The organism is Mycobacterium sp. E735 (genome assembly GCF_001666955.1).
In the GTDB taxonomy this organism is placed as follows: Bacteria; Actinomycetota; Actinomycetes; order Mycobacteriales; family Mycobacteriaceae; genus Mycobacterium.
Window position 1 is genome coordinate 1 of record NZ_LZIX01000069.1, and the last position, 24,231, is coordinate 24,231.

Annotated in this window: 21 protein-coding genes; 15 read left to right on the forward strand and 6 right to left on the reverse strand. The window is 67.8% G+C overall.

The window, feature by feature from the left end:
- On the reverse strand, positions 1-427 hold a 427-nt coding region (locus tag A5704_RS05360; RefSeq protein WP_304442274.1), incomplete at its 3' end, for an EspA/EspE family type VII secretion system effector.
- Between the two features lie 50 nt (positions 428-477).
- On the opposite strand from A5704_RS05360, the gene A5704_RS05365 reads away from it, so the two are divergent.
- From A5704_RS05365 to A5704_RS05430, 14 genes are all read left to right on the forward strand, one after another.
- A complete protein-coding gene (locus A5704_RS05365; protein WP_231968813.1) occupies positions 478-1,335 on the forward strand; it encodes a hypothetical protein in 858 nt (285 codons plus the stop codon).
- A gap of 74 nt (positions 1,336-1,409) precedes the next feature.
- Positions 1,410-1,724, forward strand: a complete 315-nt coding sequence (locus A5704_RS05370) for an ESX-1 secretion-associated protein (RefSeq protein WP_067754682.1) — start codon at positions 1,410-1,412, stop codon at positions 1,722-1,724.
- A 2-nt stretch (positions 1,725-1,726) separates the two neighbouring features.
- Positions 1,727-2,563, forward strand: coding sequence for an ESX secretion-associated protein EspG (locus tag A5704_RS05375; RefSeq protein WP_067754679.1), 837 nt, complete (start codon positions 1,727-1,729; stop codon positions 2,561-2,563).
- Between the two features lie 34 nt (positions 2,564-2,597).
- Positions 2,598-3,197 (forward strand): hypothetical protein, encoded by a 600-nt coding sequence (locus tag A5704_RS05380; protein WP_067754676.1) that lies wholly within the window; start codon positions 2,598-2,600, stop codon positions 3,195-3,197.
- Entirely contained in the window at positions 3,194-4,915 is a 1,722-nt protein-coding gene (gene eccA / locus A5704_RS05385) for a type VII secretion AAA-ATPase EccA (protein ID WP_067785035.1), read from the forward strand. The genes A5704_RS05380 and eccA overlap by 4 nt, the downstream gene beginning before the upstream one ends.
- A 3-nt stretch (positions 4,916-4,918) precedes the next feature.
- A complete protein-coding gene (gene eccB / locus A5704_RS05390) occupies positions 4,919-6,370 on the forward strand; it encodes a type VII secretion protein EccB (protein ID WP_067754673.1) in 1,452 nt (483 codons plus the stop codon).
- The gene (eccCa, locus tag A5704_RS05395) at positions 6,367-8,607 is read left to right on the forward strand and encodes a type VII secretion protein EccCa (RefSeq protein ID WP_067754669.1); all 2,241 of its coding nucleotides are present in this window, start codon (positions 6,367-6,369) and stop codon (positions 8,605-8,607) included. Before eccB ends, eccCa begins: the two co-directional genes overlap by 4 nt.
- 58 nt (positions 8,608-8,665) lie before the next feature.
- Positions 8,666-10,462: a type VII secretion protein EccCb gene (gene eccCb / locus A5704_RS05400; RefSeq protein ID WP_067754666.1), complete on the forward strand. Its 1,797-nt coding sequence runs from the start codon at positions 8,666-8,668 to the stop codon at positions 10,460-10,462.
- Between the two features lie 280 nt (positions 10,463-10,742).
- Positions 10,743-11,939: a PPE family protein gene (locus tag A5704_RS05405; RefSeq protein WP_067754655.1), complete on the forward strand. Its 1,197-nt coding sequence runs from the start codon at positions 10,743-10,745 to the stop codon at positions 11,937-11,939.
- An 88-nt stretch (positions 11,940-12,027) separates the two neighbouring features.
- Positions 12,028-12,330, forward strand: coding sequence for a WXG100 family type VII secretion target (locus A5704_RS05410; protein ID WP_046184939.1), 303 nt, complete (start codon positions 12,028-12,030; stop codon positions 12,328-12,330).
- A gap of 41 nt (positions 12,331-12,371) precedes the next feature.
- Complete coding sequence (locus A5704_RS05415) at positions 12,372-12,659, forward strand: WXG100 family type VII secretion target (RefSeq protein WP_067754652.1); 288 nt, start codon at positions 12,372-12,374, stop codon at positions 12,657-12,659.
- 1,152 nt (positions 12,660-13,811) lie between these two features.
- Positions 13,812-14,648 (forward strand): MinD/ParA family protein, encoded by an 837-nt coding sequence (locus A5704_RS29055; protein WP_231968811.1) that lies wholly within the window; start codon positions 13,812-13,814, stop codon positions 14,646-14,648.
- Complete coding sequence (eccD, locus tag A5704_RS05425) at positions 14,645-16,198, forward strand: type VII secretion integral membrane protein EccD (protein ID WP_067887750.1); 1,554 nt, start codon at positions 14,645-14,647, stop codon at positions 16,196-16,198. Before A5704_RS29055 ends, eccD begins: the two co-directional genes overlap by 4 nt.
- Positions 16,199-16,284: 86 nt before the next feature.
- The gene (locus tag A5704_RS05430; protein WP_067748601.1) at positions 16,285-16,992 is read left to right on the forward strand and encodes a hypothetical protein; all 708 of its coding nucleotides are present in this window, start codon (positions 16,285-16,287) and stop codon (positions 16,990-16,992) included.
- A gap of 29 nt (positions 16,993-17,021) precedes the next feature.
- Here A5704_RS05430 and A5704_RS05435 read toward each other — a convergent pair whose 3' ends face one another.
- A complete protein-coding gene (locus tag A5704_RS05435; RefSeq protein ID WP_067748603.1) occupies positions 17,022-17,594 on the reverse strand; it encodes a TetR/AcrR family transcriptional regulator in 573 nt (190 codons plus the stop codon).
- A gap of 69 nt (positions 17,595-17,663) precedes the next feature.
- Between A5704_RS05435 and A5704_RS05440 the strand changes: the two genes are divergently transcribed.
- On the forward strand, positions 17,664-19,091 hold the full coding sequence (locus tag A5704_RS05440) for a hypothetical protein (RefSeq protein ID WP_082954781.1): 1,428 nt from the start codon (positions 17,664-17,666) through the stop codon (positions 19,089-19,091).
- Between the two features lie 109 nt (positions 19,092-19,200).
- Here the strand turns inward: A5704_RS05440 and A5704_RS05445 are convergent, their stop codons facing one another.
- The 4 genes from A5704_RS05445 to A5704_RS05460 all read right to left on the reverse strand — a co-directional run bounded on the left by A5704_RS05445 (position 19,201) and on the right by A5704_RS05460 (position 24,179).
- A complete protein-coding gene (locus tag A5704_RS05445; RefSeq protein ID WP_067887753.1) occupies positions 19,201-21,384 on the reverse strand; it encodes a hypothetical protein in 2,184 nt (727 codons plus the stop codon).
- A gap of 168 nt (positions 21,385-21,552) precedes the next feature.
- Positions 21,553-21,900, reverse strand: a complete 348-nt coding sequence (locus tag A5704_RS05450; RefSeq protein WP_067748608.1) for a YbaB/EbfC family nucleoid-associated protein — start codon at positions 21,898-21,900, stop codon at positions 21,553-21,555.
- 9 nt (positions 21,901-21,909) lie between these two features.
- On the reverse strand, positions 21,910-23,400 hold the full coding sequence (locus A5704_RS05455) for a hypothetical protein (protein WP_067887755.1): 1,491 nt from the start codon (positions 23,398-23,400) through the stop codon (positions 21,910-21,912).
- A gap of 428 nt (positions 23,401-23,828) precedes the next feature.
- Entirely contained in the window at positions 23,829-24,179 is a 351-nt protein-coding gene (locus A5704_RS05460; RefSeq protein WP_067748614.1) for an FkbM family methyltransferase, read from the reverse strand.
- Positions 24,180-24,231: the final 52 nt, after the last annotated feature.

The window sequence follows — 24,231 nt, forward strand, 5'->3', positions numbered from 1 at the left end:
TTTGCACGAGGGCCTGCAGTGCGGCGGTCGCGTCGGCGTACGCCTTCGCCGCGTCGCCGCTCCAGTCGCGTGAGTCGGGCGCGGCCTCAGCGAGGTAGAGGTAGACGGTTTCGTACTTGTCCGCACCGCTGGTGAAGGAGGCGCCCTTGTCCGGGGTCCAGAATCCATTGAGCAGGTCGACCGCCGAGATGGCGACCATCGCCACGTCGACGATGGCCGTCGGCGTTGGGAGCACCTTCGTACCGGACGTCTTCAACGCGTCTGCGAGCACCTTGATCTGGTTCCGTCCGTACCACATCGCTTTGCCGGCGAGCGCCCCCAGATTCGCCCCCAAACCAACCCAATCCCCGGAATACGCGGCGCCACCGCCCGCCTGCAGCCGCGTGAAGCAGTAGGCCAGATCGTGAATACCTGCGAGACGACTCACGCGACTGGAGCGGCGACGCGGCGAAGGCGTACGCCGACGCGACCGCCGCACTGCAGGCCCTCGTGCAAACGATGCAGGATCTGGACAAGAAGATGCAGACGCTGATGGCGAACCAGGGCTCGGAGGTCGCCAAGGCGCACAACTGCATCGCTGTGACGCTGCTGGGCTTGGTGATCGCCCAGGGCATCGCGCTGGCCATGTATCTGATCCCGGTGGTCGGTCCCGAAATCTCGTGTGCATGGCAGATAATCGCCGCCTTCGCGGCATGCGCCACCGTCTTCAGCTTCGAGATGATGACACTGGCCAACTCCATGTCCCTCTCGCACGAGATCCACGCCACCGCACTCCTTTACGGCGAGGTGGCCGAGAAAGCGATCCCCAACAGCTCGTTCGCGCGGATCGAGGTCACCGGAGCCGAGGAGGCCACGGTCGGCAGCTTCAAGGCGATCTCCGACAGCATGTCCGGGATGTCGGCATTCTCCGGCACACCCACCGTCGCCTCGCTGGCCAGCAGGGCCCCGGCGGCCGGCGATTCCCGCGAGGAACGCGGCGTCCTCACCGCGCTCCAGAGCGACGGCGCGACTCCCGTCGAGACGATCGCCGAGACCACGGCGACGGTGCCCACCCTCAGTCAGGTGACTCAAGCATCCGGGCAACTCGCACAGATGTCCGGCCAGGTTGCCCAGCCGATGAGCTTCGTCAACCAAATGATGGGCCAAGTGCAACAACTCGCCTCGACCGGTCAGCAGCGCCAGGCGGCCCCGCCGCCCGCCGAGGAGGCCGCTCCGTCAGAGGCCGCCGCGGCCGGGAACGGCGATGGGGCGGCGTTGGGCACGACGGGCGCGGGGCGCGCGCCCATCGACCAAACGATGGCCGTCCAGGAAGTGGCGGCGCCGGGTCGGCTTTAGCCGTCGCCAGTGCCGCAAAAACCGGTACGCGTCAACGCAATAGCGAGTAAAAATATCCGTTGAGGAGATTACCCATGGCAACGTTGAACGTCGACGAAAAGTATCTCGAGGAATTGGCGACGAAACAGGTCCAAGCGGCCACTAAGGCAGAAGAGGCGGCCACCGCTGCCGGCAATACGGAAACGGCGGTATGGGTGACGCATGGGGTAATCAGCGGCGCCTCCAACAGCGCTTTTGTCACCGCGGAGAAACAACGCAGGGGTGCGGGTCAAAACATTAGGCAGCACGCCTCTGATCTCGCCGCGAAGTTACGCGTCGCCAAGCAAACGTATGCGGGCGTCGACGAGGACTTGAGCAGGAACCTCAACAAGCAAATGCTCGACGGCTGATCATGTCCGGTCCCCTCACTACCGGTCTTGCGGGCCTCGACGATGTCGTCGGGGTGGAGGTGACCGTCGATGGCATGTTGGTGATCGCCGACCGATTGCACCTCGTCGATTTCCCCACGGCACTCGGAATCCGGCCGAACATCCCGCAAGAGGAATTGCGGGACCTCGTCTGGAACCAGGTGCAGCGCGACCTCACCGCGCAGGGGGTGCTCGACCACCAGGGGCGGCCACACCCGGCGGTGGCGACGATGGTCGACACGATCAGCAGGCCCGACCGCAGCCTGGAGTGCCGATGGTGGCGCCGCGATCTCGGCGGCACCATGGTCCGCTTTGCCGTGTGCCGCAAGGGCGAACGTCACGTCATCGCCGCCCGGGACGGCGACCTGGTGGTACTGCAGCTGGTGGCCCCGCAGGTCGGCCTGGCGGGCATGGTGACCACGGTGCTCGGCCCCGCGACACCGGCCAACGTCGAACCGCTGACCGGGGTGGCCGCCGAACTGGCGGCGTGCACCACTGCCGCCCAGCTTGTCCAGCACGGCGCCGCACCCGCCTCGGCCCGCGTCTATGCCGAGATCATCAGCGATCCGAGCAGCTGGGTGGAGATCATCGCCGGCCAGCGCCACCCCGGGGGCACGTCCACGCATACCGACGTCGCCGCCGGAGTCCTCGACTCCACCCACGGCAGGTTGGTGTCGCTTCCCCGCCGTGTCGGCGGCGAGCTCTACGGCAGCTTCCTGTCCGGTACCCAAGAAAACTTGCAGCGCACGCTGGACGGCCTCGTGGAGTTCCTGCCGGCGGGCACTTGGTTCGACCGCGTCGAAGCCTCCTACGGCGGCTGACCCCAGCCCGATTCACGATCAGAAAGAAGGAACCATGCCGCAGTACGACGACCACGACGATCTGGCCGCCCTGGACTTCTCGGCCGTCGAATCCGGTTCCGACACGCTCGAGGAATCGGACGCGCTGGACTTCTCGGCCCCCGCCGACGACGACGAGGAGTCGGCCGTCGACGCGCTGCACGACTATGCGCCCACCGAACCCGTGGATTCCGACACCGACCTCGCCGCGATCGAGTCGCAGACCGACGCGACTTCGGAGGCTGCCGGGGACGCAGAGGAAGCCCCCCAGGAGTTCACGGTGACCAATCCCCCCGAGACGGTCACCGTCTCGGCACTCATGGACGGTCGGACCCAGCGCGTCGAGCTGTCGGCGAAAGTGACGAGCATGAGCGAGGCCGAACTCGCCGACGAAATCCTCGTCATCGCGGACCTGGCCCGGCAGAAGGGCCTGGCCGCCCAGCACAGCTATCTGCTGGAGGACGACTCCCTGTCGGAGACGATGCGCGAGATGGGGGTCGACGGCGGTGACGTCGTGCGGGACTTCATGGAAAACGGCATCGGTCTGATCACGCCGGAGCAGGCGGCGGCGGCGCAGGCGGAAGTGTTCGCCACGCGGTACGCGACCGATAAATGACCGAGCACCTGGCCGGCCTGTTCGAAAGCGCGGTCGGCATGCTGCCCGTCTCGGAGGCGCGGGCGCTAGAGCTGTTCACCGAGATCACCAACTACGACGAGTCCGCCTGCGACGCATGGATTGGCCGCATCCGCTGCGGCGATACCGAACGCGTGACGCTGTTTCGCGCCTGGTATTCGCGCACGCACTTCGGACAGTTGGCCGGATCCGCCCAGATCTCGATGAACGCCGTGGGCGCCCGGCTCCCGATCGGCGGCCTGTACGGGGACATCACCTACCCGGCCAATTCACCGTTGGCGATCACCATGGGCTTCGCCGTAAGCGAAGCGGCGCAAGGTAATTACGCCGACGCCATGGAGGCGGTCGAGGACACGCCCACCACCGGCGCCGAACACCTGCTGTCCTGGGTCAAGGCGGTGATCTACGGCGAGGCGGGCCGCTGGACCGAGGTGATCGATGAAGTCAGGGGCGCGAGCAGGTGGCCTGACGAATTCCTGGCGGCCGCCGCCGGGGTCGCGCACGGTGTCGCCGCAGCCAACCTCGGCCTGTTCACCGAAGCGGAACGCCGGCTCACCGAGGCCAACGCCTCGCCGGCCGGGGAGGCGTGCGCTCGCGCCATCGCGTGGTATTTGGCCATGACCCGCCGCAGCCAGGGAAACGAAGAGGCCGCGGTGGCTCTTCTGGAATGGCTGCAGACCACCCATCCGGAACCCAAAGTGACAGCGGCGCTGAAGGATCCGTCATACCGGCTGACGACCACCAGCGCCGAGCAGATTTCCGCGCGCACCGATCCGTGGGACGCGAATACCGTCGTGGCCGACACCTCGGGCCGCGACAAACTCCTCGCCGAGGCCGAGGCCGAGCTGGAGCGGCAGATCGGGCTCACCCGAGTCAAAGAACAGGTCGAGCGCTACCGCGCCGCCACCCAGATGGCGCGGGTTCGCGCCGCCCGCGGCATGAAGGTCGCCCAGCCGAGCAAGCACATGATCTTCACCGGACCGCCGGGTACCGGCAAGACGACCATCGCCAGGGTGGTGGCCAACATCCTCGCCGGCCTCGGGGTCATTCCCGAACCGAAGCTCGTCGAGACCGCGCGCAAGGATTTCGTCGCCGAGTACGAAGGCCAGTCGGCGGTCAAGAGCACCAAGACGATCGATCGCGCACTCGGGGGTGTGCTGTTCATCGACGAGGCCTACGCGCTGGTGCAGGAGCGGGACGGACGCACCGACCCGTTCGGCCAAGAGGCGCTGGACACGTTGCTGGCGCGGATGGAGAACGACCGCGACCGGCTCGTGGTGATCATCGCCGGCTACAGCTCGGACATCGATCGGCTGCTCGAGACCAACGAGGGCCTGCGGTCCCGTTTCGCCACCCGGATCGAATTCGACTCCTACTCACCGGAGGAGATCCTCGAGATCGCGAAAGTCATTGCGGCCGCAAACGACTCGGCGCTGAGCTCGGAGGCGGCAGACAATCTGCTGCAGGCCGCGAAGTTGCTCAGCCAGCAGACGGTGCGCGGCAAAGCCGCGCTCGACATCGCCGGCAACGGTCGCTACGCGCGCCAGCTGGTGGAGGCCGGCGAGCAATACCGCGACATCCGGCTCACCCGGTCCGTCGACTTCGAATCCCTCGACGAGGACCGCCTGCGCGAGATCAACGGCGAGGACATGACCGAGGCGATCGCCGCGGTTCACGGACGACTCAACATCATCGAGTGACGCATGGCAGGTTTCCGGCTAACCACCAAGGTCCAGGTCAGCGGTTGGCGTTTCCTGCTGCGGCGCCTCGAACACGCCATCGTGCGGCGCGACACCCGGATGTTCGACGACCCGCTGCAGTTCTACAGCCGTTCGGTCGCGCTGGGCGTCCTCGTCTCGGTGCTCGTCGTGGTGGGCGCGCTGGCGATGGCGTATTTCAAACCGCAGGGCAAGCTCGGCAGCGGCAACCTGTTCGTCGACCGCGCCACCAACCAGCTCTACCTGATGGTGTCGGGTCAACTGCATCCCGTCTACAACCTGACCTCGGCGCGACTGGTGTTGGGCAATCCGGCCGAGCCGAAGGCCGTAAAGCCCGCCGAGCTCAGCAGGTTTCCCAAGGGGCAGTCGGTCGGCATCCCCGGGGCGCCCTACGCCACGCCCGTGTCCTCGGACTCCTCATCGGTATGGGCGTTGTGCGACACCGTCACTCAGGCGGAAAGCATCAACCCCGTCGTGCAGACCTCGGTGGTGGCGATGCCTTTGCAGATCGAGCCCGTCGTGATCGACCCGATCCTTCCGCACGAGGCGCTGCTCGCGTCTTACCAGGGCAAGGACTGGGTCGTGGACACCCACGGGCGGCACGCGACCGACTTGAGCGACCGCCCGATGACCTTCGCCGTGGGAATCCGCGGAACCGCGAAGCCCAGCCCCCTTTCCTCGGCCATGTTCAATGCGCTGCCCGACGCGGGCTCCTGGCAGCTGCCCGCAATCCCAGGCGCGGGATCTCCCAACACCTTCGGGCTGCCCGAGCAGCTGGTGGTCGGATCGATCCTGCAGATCCACGCGAACTCGGGTCCGCGCTACTTCGTCGTGCTGCTCGACGGCGTCGCGCCCGTCAACGCCAACACCGCCGCGGCGCTGCGCGCCATCCAGTCCTACGGTCTGGTTGAGCCCCCGGCGGTGGTGCCGAGTGAGATCGTCAAGGTGCCCGAGGTGGTCTACAACTCGCCGCTGCCCGACGAGCCGGTCAAGATCGTCTCCCGGCCCCAAGATCCCACCCTGTGCTGGACGTGGGAACGCAAAGCCGGCGATCAGGCTCCGAAGACGAGCGTGTTGACGGGACGGCATCTGCCCATCCCGGCATCGGCCATGAACTCGGGGATCAAGCAAATCCAAGGCCCCGCAACGGTTTACTCCGATGGCGGCAAGTTCGTGCAGCTGCAGTCCCCGGATCCCCGGTACGGCGAATCTCTGTACTACGTCGACCCGCAAGGGGTGCGCTACGGGTTGCCGGACGCCCAGACGGCGTCGTCCCTGGGTCTGAGCGCGCCGAAGTCCGCGCCCTGGGAGATCATCCGCCTCCTGGTCGACGGTCCGGTGCTGTCCAAAGAGGCCGCGCTGCTGGAGCACGACACCCTGCCCGCCGACCCGAGCCCGCGAAAAGCCCCGGCGGCGGCCCCGGGAGGTCCCTCATGACGACCAAGAAGTTCACCCCCTCCGTGACGCGCGGTCCCCGCCTCACCCCGGGCGAGATCAGCCTCACTCCGCCCGAGGACCTCGGCGTGGACATCCCGCCGTCGGGCGTCCAGAAGGCACTTCCCTACGTCATGGGTGTGTGCATGCTCGGCATGATCGCGATCATGGTGGTGACCGGCACCAGGCAGCTGTCGCCGTACATGCTCATGATGCCGCTGATGATGATCATGATGTCGATGGGCATGATGGCCGGTCACGGTGGCGGCGGCAAGAAGGTGCCCGAGATCAACGCCGACCGCAAGGAGTACCTGCGCTACCTGGCCGGCCTCCGTCCCCGGGTGACGTCATCGGCCAGCGCGCAGGTGGCGTTCTTCGGTTACCACGCACCGCATCCCGAAGATCTCGCCTCGCTCATCGGCACACCGCGGCAGTGGTCGCGCCCGGCGAACGCCGACTTCTATGCCGCCACTCGGATCGGAATCGGTGACCAGCCGGCGGTGGACCGGCTGATGAAGCCGTCGACGGGCGGCGAGCTGGCCGGCCCGTCCGCGGCGCCGCAGCCATACCTCGAACCGGTCGCCAACATGTGGGTGGTCAAGTTCCTGCGCACCCACGGCCTCATCCACGACTGTCCAAAGCTGGTGCAGTTGCGCACCTTTCCGACGATCGCGGTTGGCGGCGACCCGGCAGGGGCGGCCGGCCTGTTGACCGCCATGATCTGCCATCTGGCCGTATTCCACCCGCCGGACCTGCTGCAGATCCGCGTTCTCACCGAGAACCCGGACGATCCCGACTGGTCGTGGCTGAAATGGCTTCCCCACGTCCAACATCCGACCGACACCGATGCCTCGGGGCCGGTCCGGATGATCTACACCCGGCCCGACAACCTGTCGGACCTGGCCGCCCGCGGGCCACACACCCCCGATTCCCTTCCCGGCGGCCCGTACGTCGTGGTGGTGGACCTGACCGGCGGCCGGGCGGGCTTCCCGCCCGACGGCAGGGCCGGTGTCACGGTGATCACGCTCGGCAACCACCGCGGCTCGAACTACCGCATCAGGGTCGCCGAGGACGGGACCGCCGATGACCGCCTGCCCGGGCAGCAGTTTCGTCAGGTGACATCCGTCGCCGACAGGATGTCGCCGCACCAAGCCGGCCGAATCGCGAGAAAGCTGGCCGGTTGGTCCATCACCGGCACCGTCCTGGACAAGAAGGGCACGAACGTCCAGAAGAAGACGGCGACCGAATGGCACCAGCTGGTCGGCGCGCAAAGCGTCGAAGAGGTTGTGCCGAACCGCTGGCGGATGTTCACCGACACCGACCGCGATCGCCTGAAGATCCCGTTCGGACATGAACTCAAGACCGGCAACGTCATGTACCTGGACATCAAGGAGGGCGCCGAATTCGGCGCGGGGCCGCACGGCATGTTGATCGGCACCACCGGGTCGGGCAAGTCGGAATTCCTGCGCACCCTGATCCTGTCTCTGGTGGCGATGCACCACCCGGACCAGGTCAACCTGCTGCTGACCGACTTCAAAGGCGGCTCGACGTTCTTGGGCATGGAGAAGCTGCCCCACACCGCCGCCGTGGTCACCAACATGGCCGAGGAAGCCGAACTCGTCAGCCGCATGGGCGAGGTGTTGACCGGCGAACTCGACCGCAGGCAGGGCATCTTGCGCCAGGCCGGCATGAAGGTGGGCGCCGCCGGAGCGCTCTCCGGTGTGGCCGAGTACGAGAAGTACCGGGAACGCGGCGCCGACCTGCCGCCCCTGCCAACGCTTTTCGTCGTCGTCGACGAGTTCGCCGAGCTGCTGCAAAGCCACCCGGACTTCATCGGTTTGTTTGACAGGATCTGCCGGGTGGGGCGGTCGCTGCGCGTGCACCTGCTGCTGGCCACCCAGTCGCTGCAGACCGGCGGTGTGCGCATCGACAAATTGGAGCCGAACCTGACGTACCGCATCGCGCTGCGCACCACCAGCTCGCACGAATCCAAAGCCGTGATCGGGACCCCCGAGGCGCAGTACATCACCAACAAGGAAAGCGGTGTCGGATTTCTGCGGGTCGGCATGGAAGACCCGGTCAAGTTCAGCACCCTGTATACCGGCAACACGTACGTCCCGACGGCTCGCGCGGAAACCAACGGTGAGGGCAATGGGGCCGGCCCCCACGTCGGCCCGAAAAAGGTTCGCATCCAACAGTTCACCGCGGGACCGGTGCTCGACGAGGCGGTGGCGTCATGACTCGCGCCGGCGCCGAAGCAGTGGGGGCACCACTTTACTGCGGAGGAGAGCGGCGCCGATGAGTATCGAAACCAAGGGGCGGGCGCTGCGCGAGGTGGTGCTCGAGCAACTCAGCACGACCGAGTCGCATGCGTACAAGATGTGGCTTCCCCCATTGACCGACCCCACCCCGGTCAATGAACTCATCGCCCAGGACGACCGGCAACCGCTGCGATTCGCCTTGGGCGTCATGGACGAACCGCGGATGCACCGGCAGGCCACGTGGGGCGTGGACGTGTCCGGCGCCGGCGGCAACATCGGTATCGGGGGAGCGCCGCAGACGGGGAAATCCACGCTGCTGCAGACGATGATGCTGTCGGCGGCGGCCACCCACTCACCGCGGCAGGTTCAGTTCTATTGCATCGATCTCGGCGGTGGCGGCCTGATCTATCTGGAGAACCTGCCGCACGTGGGTGGCGTGGCCACCCGCTCGGAGCCCGACCGTGTCATGCGGGTGATCGCGGAGGTGCAAGCCGTTCTGCGGCAACGGGAAGCGACCTTCAAGGAGCACCGGGTCGGCTCGATCGCCGCCTATCGGCAGCTGCGCGAGGATCCGAACCAACCCGTCGCCTCCGACCCGTTCGGCGACGTCTTCCTGGTCATCGACGGGTGGCCGGCGTTCGTCAGCGAATTCCCCGATCTGGAGTCGCAGGTCCAGGACCTCGCGGCGCAAGGCCTCTCGTTCGGCATCCACGTGGTGATCACCACGCCGCGCTGGACGGAACTGAAGTCGCGGGTCCGCGACTACCTCGGCACCAAGATCGAGTTCCGGCTCGGCGACGTCAACGACACGCAGATCGATCGGGCCACCCGCGACATCCCGGCCAATCGTCCCGGCCGCGCGATGTCGACGGAGAAGCACCACTTGATGATCGGTGTGCCGCGGTTCGACGGTGTGCACAGCGCCGAGAACCTGGTTGAGGCGATCACCGCGGCGGTGAATGACGTTGCGGCCCAACACACTGAGCAGGCGCCGCGGGTACGGGTGCTGCCAGAGCGGATCTATCTCTACGAGCTCGACCCGAACCCCCCGGGACCGGATTCCGACTACCGCACTCGATGGACCATTCCTATCGGGGTGCGGGAGACGGATCTGTCGGTGGCCTACGCGCACATGTACACCACGCCCCACCTGTTGATTTTCGGTGCCCCGAAGTCGGGAAAGACCCGCACCGCCCACGCGATCGCCCGGGCTATCTGCGCTCGCAACAGCCCAAAGCAGGTGCGGTTCATGCTCGCCGACTACCGCTCCGGGTTGTTGGATGCGGTGCCCCAGAGCCATCTGCTCGACGCCGGCGCAATCAACCGGAACAGCACGACGCTCGACGAAGCTATCAAGGCCCTCGCGGTCAACCTGCAGAAGCGTCTGCCGCCGGCCGACCTGACCACCGCGCAACTCCGGTCCCGCTCATGGTGGAGCGGATTCGATGTTGTTCTTCTCGTCGATGACTGGCACATGATTGTGGCGGCGGCCGGAGGTATACCGCCGATGGCACCATTGGCGCCTTTGTTGCCCGCGGCTCAGGATATCGGGCTGCACATCATCGTGACGTGCCAAATGAGCTCCGCATACAAGGCGACGATGGACAAGTTCGTCGGCGCCGCTTACGGCGCCGGATCGCCCACCCTGTTCCTGTCGGGCGACAAACAGGACTTCCCGTCGCGGGACATCCAGGTGAAGCGGAGGCCGCCTGGCCAGGCATTTCTGGTCGCTCCCGAGGGGAAAGAGGTCATCCAAGCGGCCTACTTGGATCCTCCGGAAGAAGTGCACTCACCACCTCCAGGAGGCGGTTACGATTATCCCAGCGCCCAGTAAGAACGTTGAACGCACCGCATGCATAACGAGCCGAGATTTCGTTGGCCAATGGGTTGTTTTGCCCTAAATGAATAGCTATTTCGCGCCGATGTGCAGAAGAGGTATGCAAATGCAGAAAATGCCACTTAACCCGATGGTTGTCGGAATTGGCGACGAAGTCGCCACCCCCGCCGACCGGGGTTCGAGGGCGCCCGGCGCAAGCGCCGATGCACGGTACGGCGTCGCGAACGACTTCACGCGGTAACCGAAAAGCACTCGCAGACAAGGGGACTGGATAGCCATGTTGTGGCACGCGATGCCACCGGAGCTGAACACCGCGCGGCTGATGGCCGGAGCGGGTCCGGCTCCGATGCTGCAGGCCGCCGCCGGCTGGGAAGCGCTGGCGGGGGCTCTCGAGACCCAGGCGCTCGAGTTGTCTGCCGCCCTGGTTTCCCTCAAGGCGTCGTGGACCGGCATGAGCAGCGAACGCGCGATAGCCGCGACGATGCCGATGGTGGCTTGGTTGCAAACCGCGGCTCAGCAGGCCCAGGAACGCGCGGCACGCGCGGCGGCGCAGGCCGCCTCGTACGCCAAGGCGCTGGCGATGACGCCGTCGTTGCCGGAGATCGCGACCAACCACATCACGCACGCGGTCCTTACCGCCACGAATTTCCTTGGCATCAACATGGTGCCGATCGGTCTGAACGAAACCGACTATTTCGTCCGGATGTGGAATCAGGCCGCCGCGGTCATGGACATCTATCAGGTGGAGACGATCGCGAACACGACCTTCGAGCCGCTTCCGCCCATCAAGCCGATCCTGCAGCCGGGTGTGGGCGAAGCGGTGGCCACGGAGGCGTTGAGCACGCTCTCGGCCGTTGGCTCCGAGGCGATTCCCGCCGCGATGCGCGCGCTCTCGGAGGTGGAGGACGAAATCCCGGAAACGGTGCCGGAAGTCGGGGTGCCCCTCGAGCAGCCGGCCATGCCGGCCCTCGGGCAGCTGGGTCAGCTCGGTGGACCGATGCAGCAGCTGATGCAGCCGCTGCAACAACTCACCTCGATGGCCGGCCAGTCCGGCAGTATGGGCGGCCCCGGGGACAGCCTGGTCGGCGACAAGCTCGGCCATCTGCCCGGCAAAGAGGGTGGCCAGCTGGGCCTGGTCGGCGCCAGCCCACTTTCCACGCATCCCTTGGCCGGCGGATCCGGCCCCAGCGTGGGGATGGGACTCATGCGCTCCGAAGCACTACCCGGTGCGGGCGGGACGACGGCCCGCACGTCGCTGATGAATCAGTTGCTCGACAAGCCGTCGCAGGCCATCACCCCCGCGGGTGCCGGCGCCGGGTCGTCGGCGGGCGGGGGTGCGGCCCCCGTCGGCATGGGTGGCTCGTCCGCCCAATCCGCGGGGGCCGCCCGGCCAGGGCTGGCGTCCCCCGCACTGCTCGCCACGCGCCCGGACGACGGCGAGGACGTGGAGTTCGAGCACGAGGACGACTGGTGAGCGCCCACAAAGAAAGACTTCCCGGCCGCCAGGGCCGGAAGACTTGCCATCACTTGGCGAGGACAGGAAACAGAGAAAGTAGTCCAGCATGGCAGAGATGAAGACCGATGCCGCTACCCTCAGCGCGGAGGCTAGCAACTTCGACAGGATCTCCGGCGAGCTCCAGCGGGTCATCCAAACCGTGGAGTCCACCGGTGGCGAGCTGGCCGGCCACTGGCGCGGTCAAGCCGGTGCCGCCGCTCAGCAGGCGCTGACGCGCTTCCACGAAGCGGGCCAGGCCCAGATCAAGGCGCTCAGCGAGATCTCGCAGAACATTCACGGCGCCGGAATCCAGTACTCCTCGGCCGACGAGGAACAAGCCAGTTCGCTGTCGTCGCAGATGAACTTCTGACCCATCACCCCCTCAGCACCACAAAGAAACGGAGCAACAATATGTCGGAACAGTCATGGAATTTCGCCGGTATCGAAGCGGGATCCAGCTCGATTGCGGGCGCAGTGCAGACCACCCAGGGTCTTCTCGACGAGGGAAAGAGTTCCCTCGCCAAGCTGGCCGAGGCGTGGGGCGGCAGCGGTTCGGAGGCCTACCAGCAGGTCCAGCGGAATTGGGATGACACCTCCGCTGAACTCAACGCCGCGTTGCAGGCGCTCTCCCAGCGCATCACCGAGGCCAGCCAGGCGATGGCGCAAACCGAATCCGGCGTCACGGGCATGTTCACGTAAGACGATGGCGAGCGGCGAAGCACGAGATTGGGCCACGTCGACCTGACGGGAGATCTAGGCTCTTCTCGTGCTTCCTCGCATGAAACGAGTTGACGAAAGGCTTTGATGGCGGCCGACTACGACCGGCTCTTCCAATCCCTTGAGGGGATGGAGATTGCGGACGAGGCTGCGGCGCAGACGGAATTCGACGTCAACGCGCCGGTTGTGATGCCGCCCCAGCCGGTTGCGATGCCGTCGGCGGCGCACAGTCCGCCCAAGCCCAACGGGCATACGCCGCCGCCGATGCCCATCCACATCGAAGAGCAATTTTCCTCCGTCGCAACCGAAACCCCCCTACCACCGATCGAGTGGACCGCGGCCGGTACGCCTACGCGGCCACCGATACCGATCGACCCGACCGAGCAGGCCGCCCCGGCGCCACCCGAACCTCCCCCGGTCGAGTGGGCCCCGGCCGGCCCGCCTGCGCGGCCACCGATACCGATCGACCCGACGGAGCAAGCCGCCCCGGCGCCACCCGCACCTCCCCCCGTCGACCGGGGCCGGTCGAGCCCGCCCGCGCGGCCACCGATGCCGATCGACAAGCCGGAGCCCGCTGCCGTTGAGCTGCCCGAACCGCCCCCGGCCCAGCGGCGCAGGCAGCCCCCGGCCGAACCTCCGCCGGTCGAACGGCGTCAGCAGCCCCCGCCTGTCGGCCCGAAATCGCTTGCGCCGCAACCTGACCCACGCGCTCAGGCCCCGGCTCAGCACGCCCGACACTCGCGTCGCGCAAACCGCGACGACACCAACGCGGCAAACGTTGCCGGCGCCGGCACCGGGCGACACAGCCATCGCGCCGACGACCGAGACGACCGCGTGAACGCAGCGGTTGGGCCCACCGTCACAGCGATTCCACGGGCCAACCATGCGACGGCGGAACCGAACGGCGGGCCGGTGCCCCCGCCATCGTTGAAGCGACGTGAGCGCGAGGTCTCTCCCGCAGCTCCGGCGCGTCCCGCGGCGCAACACCCCACGAAGTCGCCGGCACCACCGAGTTCGCCGCCGGCATCCGCGGACGGCGAGCGCGGCACCACCGCTGCCGTGACCCACATCGGTGTCGAGCCGGGCAGGAAGTCGGCCGAAAAGACGATCCCGAAACGCGGTTGGCGGCGGGCGGTGTACAAGCTGACGCGCATCAACCCTGGTCTGTCCCGCGACGAGAAATACGAGCGGGACTTACACCGGCGAATACAGCGTATTCCCAGCGGATCTCGTCAGATTGCCGTGCTGAGCCTCAAGGGTGGTGTCGGCAAGACGAGCTTGACGGTCGCCCTGGGGTCGACGCTGGCACAGGTGCGTGGTGACCGGATCCTGGCGTTCGACGCGGACGCGGACTCCGGGAATCTGGCGGATCGTGCGGGGCAACGATCGGCTTCGAGTATCGCGGATCTCCTTGCGCGCAAGGACCTTTCGCATTATAACGAGGTGCGGGCTCTCACCAGCGTCAATGCCGTCAACCTCGAGGTGCTCGCCGGGGCGGACTACGGCACGGCGCCCCGCGCGTTCAGTACAACCGACTGGCAGCGGGCGGCCGACGCGGTGTCGAAGTTCTACAGCGTCGTGTTGGCCGATTGCGGGGCCGGCTTGACTCGGGGTCTGCTTGCAACGGCATCCGGGTTGGTGATCGTGACCAGCGCATCGGTCGACGCTGCCCGGCAGGCCGCGGTCGCCATCGATTGGTTGCGTGACAGCGGTCATCGGGATCTGCTGAGCCGCGCATGTGTGGTGATCAACCATGTGTCGCCCGGGGAACCCAATGTCGCCATCACCGACTTGGTGCGGCAATTCGGGCAGCACGTTCGGCCGGACCGGGTCGTGGTGTTGCCGTGGGACAAACACATCGCGGCCGGCGGAGAGATCGAAATCCGCCTGCTCGACCCCGTTTACCAGCGTAGGATTACCGAGCTTGCCGCAGCACTGTCCGACGATTTCGACAGGGGTGAACGTCGTTGAGCGCACCCACCGCTACTGCCGGCGCGGCCGCAACTGCGGGGCCCGCCGGCACCACCGCGCCCGCCAAGCCCGCCACCACCCGGGTGACGATCCTTACCGGGCGGCGGATGACCGACGTCGTCCTGCCGTCGTCCGCGCCGATCGAGGCGTATATCGATGACACGGTCGCGGTTCTGGCCGAACTTCTCGAAGACGCTCCGGCCGATGTCTTGGCCGGTTTCGACTTCTCGGCCCAGGGCGCTTGGACTTTCGCCCGACCGGGCGCCCCGCCCCTGAAGCCCGACAAGTCGCTGGACGACGCCGTCGTGGTCGACGGATCGCTGCTGACGCTGGTGTCGGTGAGCCGCACCGAGCGGTACCGGCCGCTGGTCGAGGACGTCATCGACGCGATCGCCGTGCTGGACGAATCGGCGGAGTTCGACCGCCCCGCCTTGAATCGGTTCATCGGCGTGGCGCTTCCCGTCGTCACGGTGGCGATCGCCGCGATCGCGGCACTGGCCTGGTGGAACACCGGGCGCCACCTGTGGTGGTCACTCGCGTTGGGCATCGCCGGGCTGTTGGCCCTGACGGGCAGCTGGGTGGCCAACAGGTTCTACAAGAATGTGAGCCTGTCGGAGAGCCTGCTGGCGACGGCGGCTCCCCTGATCACCGTCGCTGTGGCGCTGGCCATTCCGGCGCCCCGTGGAGCGGCCCCGCTCGGGGCACCACAGCTCGCCGGTGCGGCGGCGGTGGTGCTGTTCTTGACACTGTTGACCCGCGGCGGCCCACGCCGTCGTTCCGAGATCGCGTCGTTCGTCGCCGTCACCTCCATTGCCGTGACCGCCGCCGCCGTCGCCTTCGGTTATGGCTGGCAGCATTGGGTGCCGGCCGGTGCCATCGTGTTCGGGCTCTTCACCGTCACCAATGCGGCCAAGCTGACCGTCGCGGTCGCCCGGATCGCGCTTCCGCCGATCCCCGCGCCCGGCGAGGCCGTCGAGCACGACGAGCTGCTCGAACCCGTTGCGGGCCAAGAGCTCAGCGACGACAAAGAGGCGAGGACGTGGCAGGCCATCATCGCCTCGGTACCGAGCTCGGCCGCACGCCTCACCGAACGCAGCGAGCTTGCCAAACGACTGCTGATCGGATTCGTCACGGCCGGGACTTTGGTGCTGGCGGTCGGTGTCGTCGCGATCGTCGTGCGCGGACACTTCTTCGTGCACAGCCTGGTGGTCGCCGGTTTGGTCACCGCCGCATGCGGATTCAGGTCGCGCCTGTACGCGGAACGCTGGTGCGCGTGGGCGCTGCTGGCGGCGACCGTCGCCATTCCGATCGGGGTGACCGCCCGGTTGAGCCTCTGGTATCCAAACACCGCATGGCTTTTCCTGACCATCCTTTCGGCCACGAGCGTGGTCGCGCTCGCGGTCGTCGGTGCGACCGTGGGGATCCGCCGGATCTCACCGGTCATGAAGCGCGTCCTGGAACTGCTCGACGGGGTTTTGGTCGCCGCCATCCTGCCAATGCTGTTGTGGATAACGGGCGTCTACGACATCGTCCGCAACATCCAATTCTGACGAGGCGGGTAGAAATTGCCGCGGTTCGAGCGGCGGCGGGTTGGGTAAGATTCTCGTAATCGCAAGTGGGCAGAGGAGATCGACTGATGATCGAGCCATTGGTCGTCGAACCGTCCCGCTTGGAGAACGCGGGAAACACGCTGCAACAATTGCCATTTCCCACGCCGCCGGCGCCCATCGTGGCGCCGGGCACGGATGCCGTCTCGGCGGCCATCAATGCGACATTGCCGATCATCGAATCACCGGTGACCGACGGGTTGCCTGCGGTCAAAGCCGCACTGACCAAGACGGGATCGAGCATCGCGGCCGCGGCCGCGATGTACGCCGACACCGACGAGAGGCTCGGAGACCACCTGACCCAGGTTCAGTTCCTCTCATCCGCGAAAGAACCTGCGAGCGGTTCACCCGGAGTCAAACCCGAGGCGGACAAGCCGAACGATGGCGACGAGCCCAGCCCCGCCAAGCCGTCCCCGCAGCCCGGTAGTCCGGTGCCTCAGCCCGGTGAACTGGCCGGCGCAACGGGCCCATTGGGTTCCGTGATGCAGGGCATGCAGGGCGCGATGGGGAGCCTGCAAGGCATGCAGGGGGCCGGGTCCGCTCCCGCGCAACTCGCCGACAGCAATAAGAAGGACCAGGCTCCCACCGACGAGGACCGCCGGGCCGACGAAGAAGACGGGCGGCCAGATGCGCAATCCGACGGTGCCGCGCCCGGCGCGGAGACCGCCGAAAAGGTTCCGGCCGAGCCCATCTCGCCGGCCGGCCCGCAGGCTGCGCCGTCGGGTGTCACACTCTGAGCGGTTGAGGGCAACGCACACACCGCGCCTCAACGCGGCCGGGCAAGCCTTGCGGATTCGGCGGCGATGGACCGCTCCAGCTCGTCTTCGCCGAACTCGCGTAGTCCCGTTGCCGCGCGCAGGAACGGCTCGAACATCTGCCAGCCGATGAGCAACGCGCCCGCGTGTGCCGCCGCGCGCCGTGCCGCCTCGTCGCTGCAATGCCCCGGCCTGATGTCGTCGAGCAGCCTGGCTGCCGCCGGGAAGCTGGTCTGCAGTCGGCCTGCCTGATACCCGTCCAGGAGCGCCCGCGCGATCACCCGTAACTGACGGCGCCCGGCAGCCTCGACGTCTGCCGCCGGTGCGCCGCGCTCGATCAGCGTGGCCAGCTGGGCCGCCAGCTGATCGAGTACTGCCGCGACCAGCCTCTCCTTGGTGCCGAAATGACGGAACACCAGGCCGTGGTTGACCCGCGCCGCAGTGGCGACATCGCGGATCGACGTGGCGGCCGGCCCACGTTCGGCGAACAACTGGCTCGCGCTGTCCAGGATCGCCGCGACCACCTCGTCGCGCCCCGTGGGGCAAACCACCTGGTCCGATGGGCTTGTGCCGTCTGTAGTCATATGACTACACTACCGGAGAATGCACTGTAGTCGACTGACTACAGTCCTCGACCAAGGAGATGATCCGCGATGACGCAGACGCTGACCCAACCGCAGACGCTGAGTGTGGAGTACCAGGAGCTGATGGCCAGGGCCGACGAGGTGGAGGCCGCGATCCCGGGTCAGCCCGCCGACAACGCTGAAGCGCCCTGCGCCCTGGCCATGGTCACCGCCGCCGTCGCGCAACTTGCGTTGTCCGCCGACAATATGCGGCTCTACCTGGGGGTCGGCGTACGCGAGCGCGGCCGCCTCGCGGAGTCGCTGCGCAACGCCGCGAAGGCCTACGAGGAGGTCGACGAGAACTCGCAAGAGGCCATCGACGACGGCACGTCGGTGCAGGCCGCGGCGCCCGGCGTCACCGGCGAAGGTCCCGATCCGGTGGCACTCGGCGACACGAAAAAGGTTGGGGCTTCGTCGATTGAGCCGACGCCGTACTGCCCGGTCCGGCAGGCCGCCGAGGAGATCGCCGAACTCGATCAGGGCGTCTCACTCGACCTGTTCGCGCAAACGTGGGCCGATCACCAGCGGACACTGCTAGAGGCCCGCTATCGTTTCCGGCCGTTCGTCGAATGGTACGGCGACGCCACATACGCCGTTGAAGACAACTTCGATTCGCATCGGTCATGGCTCGACCAGATGGCGGCGTTGTCCGGCACGATGGTCAGCCAGGCGCAAGGCGTCGTGTCGACGCACCGTTGGGCCGTCACGGAACATCCCACCGTCGCGCAGCTGAAAGAGCTCGACGACGCGTGGGTGTACTTCCAAGGCCATCTGCCGGCAGAACATTGGAAAGGCAGCGTCAAGCCCGCGTTGGAAGAGGAATACGCGCGGCTGCAGAAGAAGTCGGAGGAGGTCCTGGCGGAATACCAGAGGAGGGCGGCGCTGCCGTTGGCGCCTATCAATCCGCCCAAGCCCCCCGCCGCCTACTACGTCGCCCCGCCCCCTGAGCCCGGCTCGTACGAGACGGATCCCGACACCCCATACGACGAGTTGCCGTACGGCGACGAGTACCTGAACACCCCCACCGGCATGCCGAGTGCGCCGTTCACCGGTACGCCGGCGATGCCCACCGACCCGACCGGGGCGGGCGCTTGGAGGGGGGCGCCCGCCCCGTCGAAGGGCCCGGGGCTGAAGCCGGCCGGGCTGGGCGGCGGCGGGACCGGTGTGCCGTCGATGCCGTTGCAACCCGCGGTAGACGCCGAAGCGCCGCAACGGTCCACCGGGGCGGCGGCCGGGTCCTCGGGTCCTGGCCGCGGGATCCCAAGCGGCGGTGGCGGATTGGGCGGCGGCATGGGCGGGGCGCCGATGGGCGCCCCCGGTGCGCAGGGGCAACCGAACGGCAAGGGCAAGCGTCCGCAATCCGACGAGGAGGCGATCTACACCGAGCGGCGGCCGTGGACCGAGGGCGTGATCGGCCGGCGGCGCAGGGAGGTCGCGGAGGCAAAGGACGCCCGGTGATCGGCTGACGCCCCGACGAAGGCGGGCCTTCTCCGCTCCCGGCCGAGGGGTGCCGGGAATGTTGGACGAAGGCCCGCTTCTTCGTCCGAGCGAGGGGTCGCCGACCGACTCACGATGCGTCGGAGAGCGCCGCCGACAACAACCCGGTCAGGTGCTTCCAGTACAACCAATCGGCGACCGCGGCTCGCTGGGCCACGGGATCGGCCGCGGTGTGCGCCTGTGCGACCAGCACCTCCTGGGCGTGCTCGGCGTAACGATGGAAGGCCCGCAGGTGCGCGGCCTGCCGCCCGGGGGAGCGGCTGGCCAGCGGCTTCATCACGTCGAACCACAGCATCGGCCGCTGGTCGACGGGCGGAGTGGGATCCTCGGCCGATTTCGGCACCTGCGCCAGCATCTCCTGCAGGCTGATCTTGCCTTCGGCCAGCGAGGCGGCGAGGTGAGCCGCGGCGTCGGAGTCCATCAGTTCGTCAGGGGCCCGCTGGCTGTCTGCCGACGGGGTCGCATCGGCGGGCGCCGGCGGCAACAGGTTGACCAGCCGGACGTCCGTGGTGGCGGCCAGCCGGTCGGCCGCCTCCGGGTCCACGACGGCCAGCCGGGATAGACCGACCATGTCGCCGTTGTCCGGGATGTCGTCGGGCTTCAGCAGGACCTTCGCGGCACCGGGATCCGAATTGGCCAGCTGCTCCTCGGTCGCGATCACCGCGCGCAGCTTCTGGTCGTGGTGCTGCGCCCAACCCTGAACGGCCATCACCGGGTAGGTGGCCCAGCGCGCCCGTTCCGCGGCGGGAATGGAGTCGTCGGCGCTGGCCATCTGCACCTGTTCGGGTAATTGCACCCCGTCGGGGATGTAGGCGAGCCCGTAGCTGTTGGCCACCACGATCTGCCCGTCGGTGGTCACCGCCGTCACCCAAAAGAATCCGAGTTCGCCGGCACCGTTGGCGCCGGGTGCGTTCAGGGCCGCCGCAATGCGCCGCGCCAATCGCAGCGGATCGGCCTGGCGGCGCGCCGCGTCGGCGGTGGCTGCGTCCGCGATGGCGTCGCGTTCGGCGCGCGCCTTCGAAACGGGGATGATTGGTGTCACGACAACGGCATCCGCCGCGTCGCTCCGCTCGGTCGATGCCGGGTCGCCGGCGGACGCGGCGGGTCGGGCCGGCGCCGGCCGATTGCCGGCGGCCGCGGGTCGCGTGCTGGCCGAACCGGTTGGCGGCTTCTGCGCCGCCGAAGCACCTGCGCCCGCCCCGGCGCCGCCACCGCGCGATCCGCCGCCCGAGGCGCCCGGCAGTCCGGCCGGCATGCCGGCCCCGCCGACGGGCGCGGCCGTCGCCGACTCTTCCGTCCGGGGCGCGACCGACGGCGACATCAGCGACGCCGGCGCCATGCCCTTGCCGCGTCCGCCCGCGCCGAGCGGTTCCGCCGACGCCGCCGGGCTCAGCGGCGCCGCGGGAGCCGACGGCGGTGCCGGTACACCGCCGGGACCGCCCGGGCCGCCAGGCACGGCGGGGCCACCCCCGCCGGGTTTGGCGGCCGGTGGCGCGGGCACCTGCCCGGGAACGGTCGGGACTCCGGGCGGGGGCTGCGCGCCTGGCCCCGGTGTGGGCATTGCCGAAGGTGGCATCGCGGGGGGCGCCAGCGGGGGCGCCGCCGGCGGTGGCGTCACCGGCGCCGGTGGCGCGGGGCCGGGCCGCGGACCGTCTTCCTCGACGGGCGGCGCCGGCGATGATGGACCGTCCGGCAGCGTGACCGGCGGCGGCGTCTTCTGATCGAGCAAGTCCCGCAGCGCATTGTGGGGCGGCTTCCACGCCTTACTCGCCACGATCCGCTCGGCGGTGCCGGTGACCACGCTGAGGTTCGCCCCGTAGGCGGTGCTGAGCACCGAGTTGATCGCGGTGGTCCGCTCGGCGGCGTCCAGGGTGGAGTCGTTCTCGAGGGCGCGGATTTCCGTCTGCGCGGCCTCGACGATGTCACTGACATCCCATTTGGCCTGGGTGACCGAATCGGCGACATACCGCTGCCAGGTGATGACCGTCGCCAGGCCGTTCTGCAGCTTCTTGAGCTCATCGATGTTGGTGCCGAGCTCGCCCTTGGCCGCGGAGGCGGCACCGCCGGACCAGAATCCTCCGTCGAAGATGTCGCTCTGCTCGTGCTGGCAGGTCTCCAACACCGCGGTGACCTGCCGCAGCACCTCGGTGTACTGCTGCGCCCGGTCGTAGTAGTTGTCCTCGTCCACCTCGGGCCAGGCGTCCGGGGTGAGCATCTGCGCGGCATACTCGCTGACCGGCTTCGCGACGCCCATCGCCTACTCCTGCGCCGGCGGCATGCGCCAACGCGTCGGCCGCTGGAGGGTACCGGACATCATGGTTAGTAAGCGTAATCGAGGTTCAGCCAAGCCAACTGCGCCAAATTGAGCGTGGGTCCCCGCCGGTCCGGAGCATTCAAACCCCTGTCCGGCACCGGGTTTCGCTCAGGTTAAGCCGAGGGTCTCTTTGAGCGAACCGGCGATGCCGGCGACCAACTCGATGAGCCGGTCCTCCTCGGCGTCGATCGCGGCGGTCGCGACGGCCCGCGCGTTGCCGATCGCCTCGTTGACGCGCTCCCCGACCGTTTCGGCTCCCAGGCGCAGCAGGCCGTCCTCTATGTGGAGACCGGTCAAGCAGAGCCGGGCATTGAGGGTTGCCTCGACGGTCTTCGATTCGTCTGTGGCCGTGAACGTTTCGGTATTCGTTCGGTGCTGCTGGTCCTCCAACGCCGACTGGAACAGCTGCGCCTGCCGCAACGCCTCTGCCACCTGGGGGTGCATCTCCACGGTCATTTGGGATCCTTACTTCTCGGGTGCTGTCTTGCGCGGGCGGTTCCCGATGACGCCCTCGGTCCATGCGCGTTCCTCGGTGTAGAGCGACTCGTCGTCCGATTGCACGCGTTTGCCCTTGCCCTGGTTTTGGTTCTGGCCGGGCCCGCCCATCGGCGCCATCCCGCCGCCCATGCCGCCACCGGCGGCGCCGCCAACGCCCGGCATTCCGCGGCCCGGGCCCGCGCCACCGGGTGCCGCGCCGGCGGGCCGGGACGCCGCCTCGGAATCCACCGCGGGCTGCAATGGCATCGACGGCACACCGGCCCCGCCGCCGCCCAACCCGGCCGGTTTGACCCCGCCTCCCCCGGGCAGACCCGGCTTGCCCTTCAACGCATCTTTCATGGCGGCGTCCATGGCCGGCTGGTCCGCCGCCCCCGGCATGCCGCCCCCCGGCATCGGCGGCACCATGGGCGTCATGGGGGTGGCGGGCGCCCCGGTTCCGTCGCCGGTGGGCCAACCGCCCGGAATGGTCGGATCGATCGTTCCGTCGCCCGGCGCATTCGGGTCGGGGGGCGCCGAAATGCGGGTGGCGGCGGGCGGAGCCTTGGGATTCACCGGCGGCAGCGGCAGCGACGCGTTCGCGATGTACATGTTGAGCGACGTCTCCGATTTTTGCTGCAGGCTTTCATACCAGCTGACCGCCATGTACAGGTAATACGGATACGACGTCACATACCGCTGGTACCAGTAATCACATTGCGACACTTCGTAACTCGTGGGGTGTTCCGCCTCGACGGTCCACTTTCCGTCATAGTCATGCGTCTGACGATCGCCCATGACCCGAGCTTTCTTGTGGGCGTCGACGACTCTCAGGGCCTGGTTTCCGAGGCTGACGCACAATTGAGCCATCGAGTAGATCCACTGCCGTTGTGCCTCGAAATTCAACTCGACCGCTGCGCATGCCTCGCCCTCCCACGAGCTGAACGGCCGGAAACGGTAGGTCTCCTTCTGGAATTCTCGTTGGAAGTTGTCCCACTCCTTCGCGAACGCTTTGAAGGCGGTGCCCTGGTCGCCGGACTCGATGGCCGTCGCCGCCTGCCTGACCTCGTAGTAGGGGTACTCGAACGCCGGCGGTGGCGGTGGGGGCGGGGGCAGGTAGCCGCCGAAGTCCTCGTCCGGGTCGCAACTGGCCGTCATCCGGTCGCTTCCGTTGCCGACCCCCGACGCGGACGAACCGCCGTCGACGGCATTGATGGCCTCGGCGCTGCCCTCGTCGACCTCTTCGTAGGCTTTGGCGGCGTTGCGGAGTGATTTCGCCAGCGCCCGCCACTCCCGCTCGCACGCCCTGAGGTAAAGCCGCATCGAGTCGGCGGAAAGCGCGAGTTGGGTGGCGGCATCGTTGACAAAAGAGAGGGCACACGGGGCTGCGGGATTGGTGGCCGGGATGGCCGGCAGCGCCGCCTCGATCTCATTGGCCCGCGCCATGAGTTCTTCGTATTCGACCTTCAACGTCTGCGGCATATCGGCTGGCTCTCCTTACGCTGAAGTCATCGTCGGCCGAATCGAAAACCGCCGAGGCCGCGGCAGTGTCGGTGAGGTGTGCCGCAACGTCACTCGTTCGACACCGTGGCCCGCGGGCGCGAGGAGACTGGCGTTGCCCGCTGAGTCGGCGCGGTCGACAGCAGGATGCGGTGCAGTCACCGACCACCCCTTTCGTGTCGCCGAGTCATCGGGCGGTGTAGGGGCACGCCAACCGCCATCGGAGTTATCCTAATTCACCCAAGAGGGCCCGCGCGCAGCAATTTGCCGTACCGATTTGGCACACTTTCGGCTCGAAAATGCGTGGTGTACCGGGGTGCAATGCGCACACATTGCGCCGCATTGGTCCGCCCGAAGGCGTTGCGGCCTCGCCCTTCTCGACGGCGTGCGGGCCAGGCGGCACCCGACCGTCACACCCCGGCCGGTCGGAAGAAAACCCCGTCGGCCTGCAGCAGTCGCCCGGTTCGGACATCGAAGAAGAACGGCGCGAATCCGGCCAACGCCATGCCCAGTGAGCGCATCAGGTCCATCGCCTCGTCGGCGAGCATGCCACCGTCGTACAAGGGCTCGAACGAGAGCTCGAGCTGCACTCCGACGCAGCGATCGTGCACCGTTGTCTCCCCGCCGGCGATCACCTGCCTCTCGAACCCCTGGACGTCGAGCTTGAGGAATGCCACGTCGTCGGGCAGCAAGAGCTCGGGCGCCAGGGAATCGAGTCGACGGAGGGCCACCTCCTCGGTGCCGATGAACGTCGCGGGCAACGCGGGGCAGAGCAGTTCGCTGCTTCCGATGCTGAAAGCTCATCGCGACGCG

Bases quoted from the DNA above. Each gene is read 5' to 3' on its own strand.
- A5704_RS05415 (WP_067754652.1), top strand. From the start codon at position 12,372: ATGTCGGAACAGTCATGGAATTTCGCCGGTATCGAAGCGGGATCCAGC.
- A5704_RS05380 (WP_067754676.1), top strand. From the start codon at position 2,598: ATGCCGCAGTACGACGACCACGACGATCTGGCCGCCCTGGACTTCTCG.
- A5704_RS05435 (WP_067748603.1), bottom strand. From the start codon at position 17,594: ATGACTACAGACGGCACAAGCCCATCGGACCAGGTGGTTTGCCCCACG.
- eccA (WP_067785035.1), top strand. From the start codon at position 3,194: ATGACCGAGCACCTGGCCGGCCTGTTCGAAAGCGCGGTCGGCATGCTG.
- A5704_RS05370 (WP_067754682.1), top strand. From the start codon at position 1,410: ATGGCAACGTTGAACGTCGACGAAAAGTATCTCGAGGAATTGGCGACG.
- A5704_RS05375 (WP_067754679.1), top strand. From the start codon at position 1,727: ATGTCCGGTCCCCTCACTACCGGTCTTGCGGGCCTCGACGATGTCGTC.
- A5704_RS05445 (WP_067887753.1), bottom strand. From the start codon at position 21,384: ATGGGCGTCGCGAAGCCGGTCAGCGAGTATGCCGCGCAGATGCTCACC.
- A5704_RS05440 (WP_082954781.1), top strand. From the start codon at position 17,664: ATGACGCAGACGCTGACCCAACCGCAGACGCTGAGTGTGGAGTACCAG.
- A5704_RS05410 (WP_046184939.1), top strand. From the start codon at position 12,028: ATGGCAGAGATGAAGACCGATGCCGCTACCCTCAGCGCGGAGGCTAGC.
- A5704_RS05405 (WP_067754655.1), top strand. From the start codon at position 10,743: ATGTTGTGGCACGCGATGCCACCGGAGCTGAACACCGCGCGGCTGATG.
- A5704_RS05455 (WP_067887755.1), bottom strand. From the start codon at position 23,400: ATGCCGCAGACGTTGAAGGTCGAATACGAAGAACTCATGGCGCGGGCC.
- A5704_RS05430 (WP_067748601.1), top strand. From the start codon at position 16,285: ATGATCGAGCCATTGGTCGTCGAACCGTCCCGCTTGGAGAACGCGGGA.
- eccCb (WP_067754666.1), top strand. From the start codon at position 8,666: ATGAGTATCGAAACCAAGGGGCGGGCGCTGCGCGAGGTGGTGCTCGAG.
- A5704_RS05450 (WP_067748608.1), bottom strand. From the start codon at position 21,900: ATGACCGTGGAGATGCACCCCCAGGTGGCAGAGGCGTTGCGGCAGGCG.
- eccCa (WP_067754669.1), top strand. From the start codon at position 6,367: ATGACGACCAAGAAGTTCACCCCCTCCGTGACGCGCGGTCCCCGCCTC.
- eccB (WP_067754673.1), top strand. From the start codon at position 4,919: ATGGCAGGTTTCCGGCTAACCACCAAGGTCCAGGTCAGCGGTTGGCGT.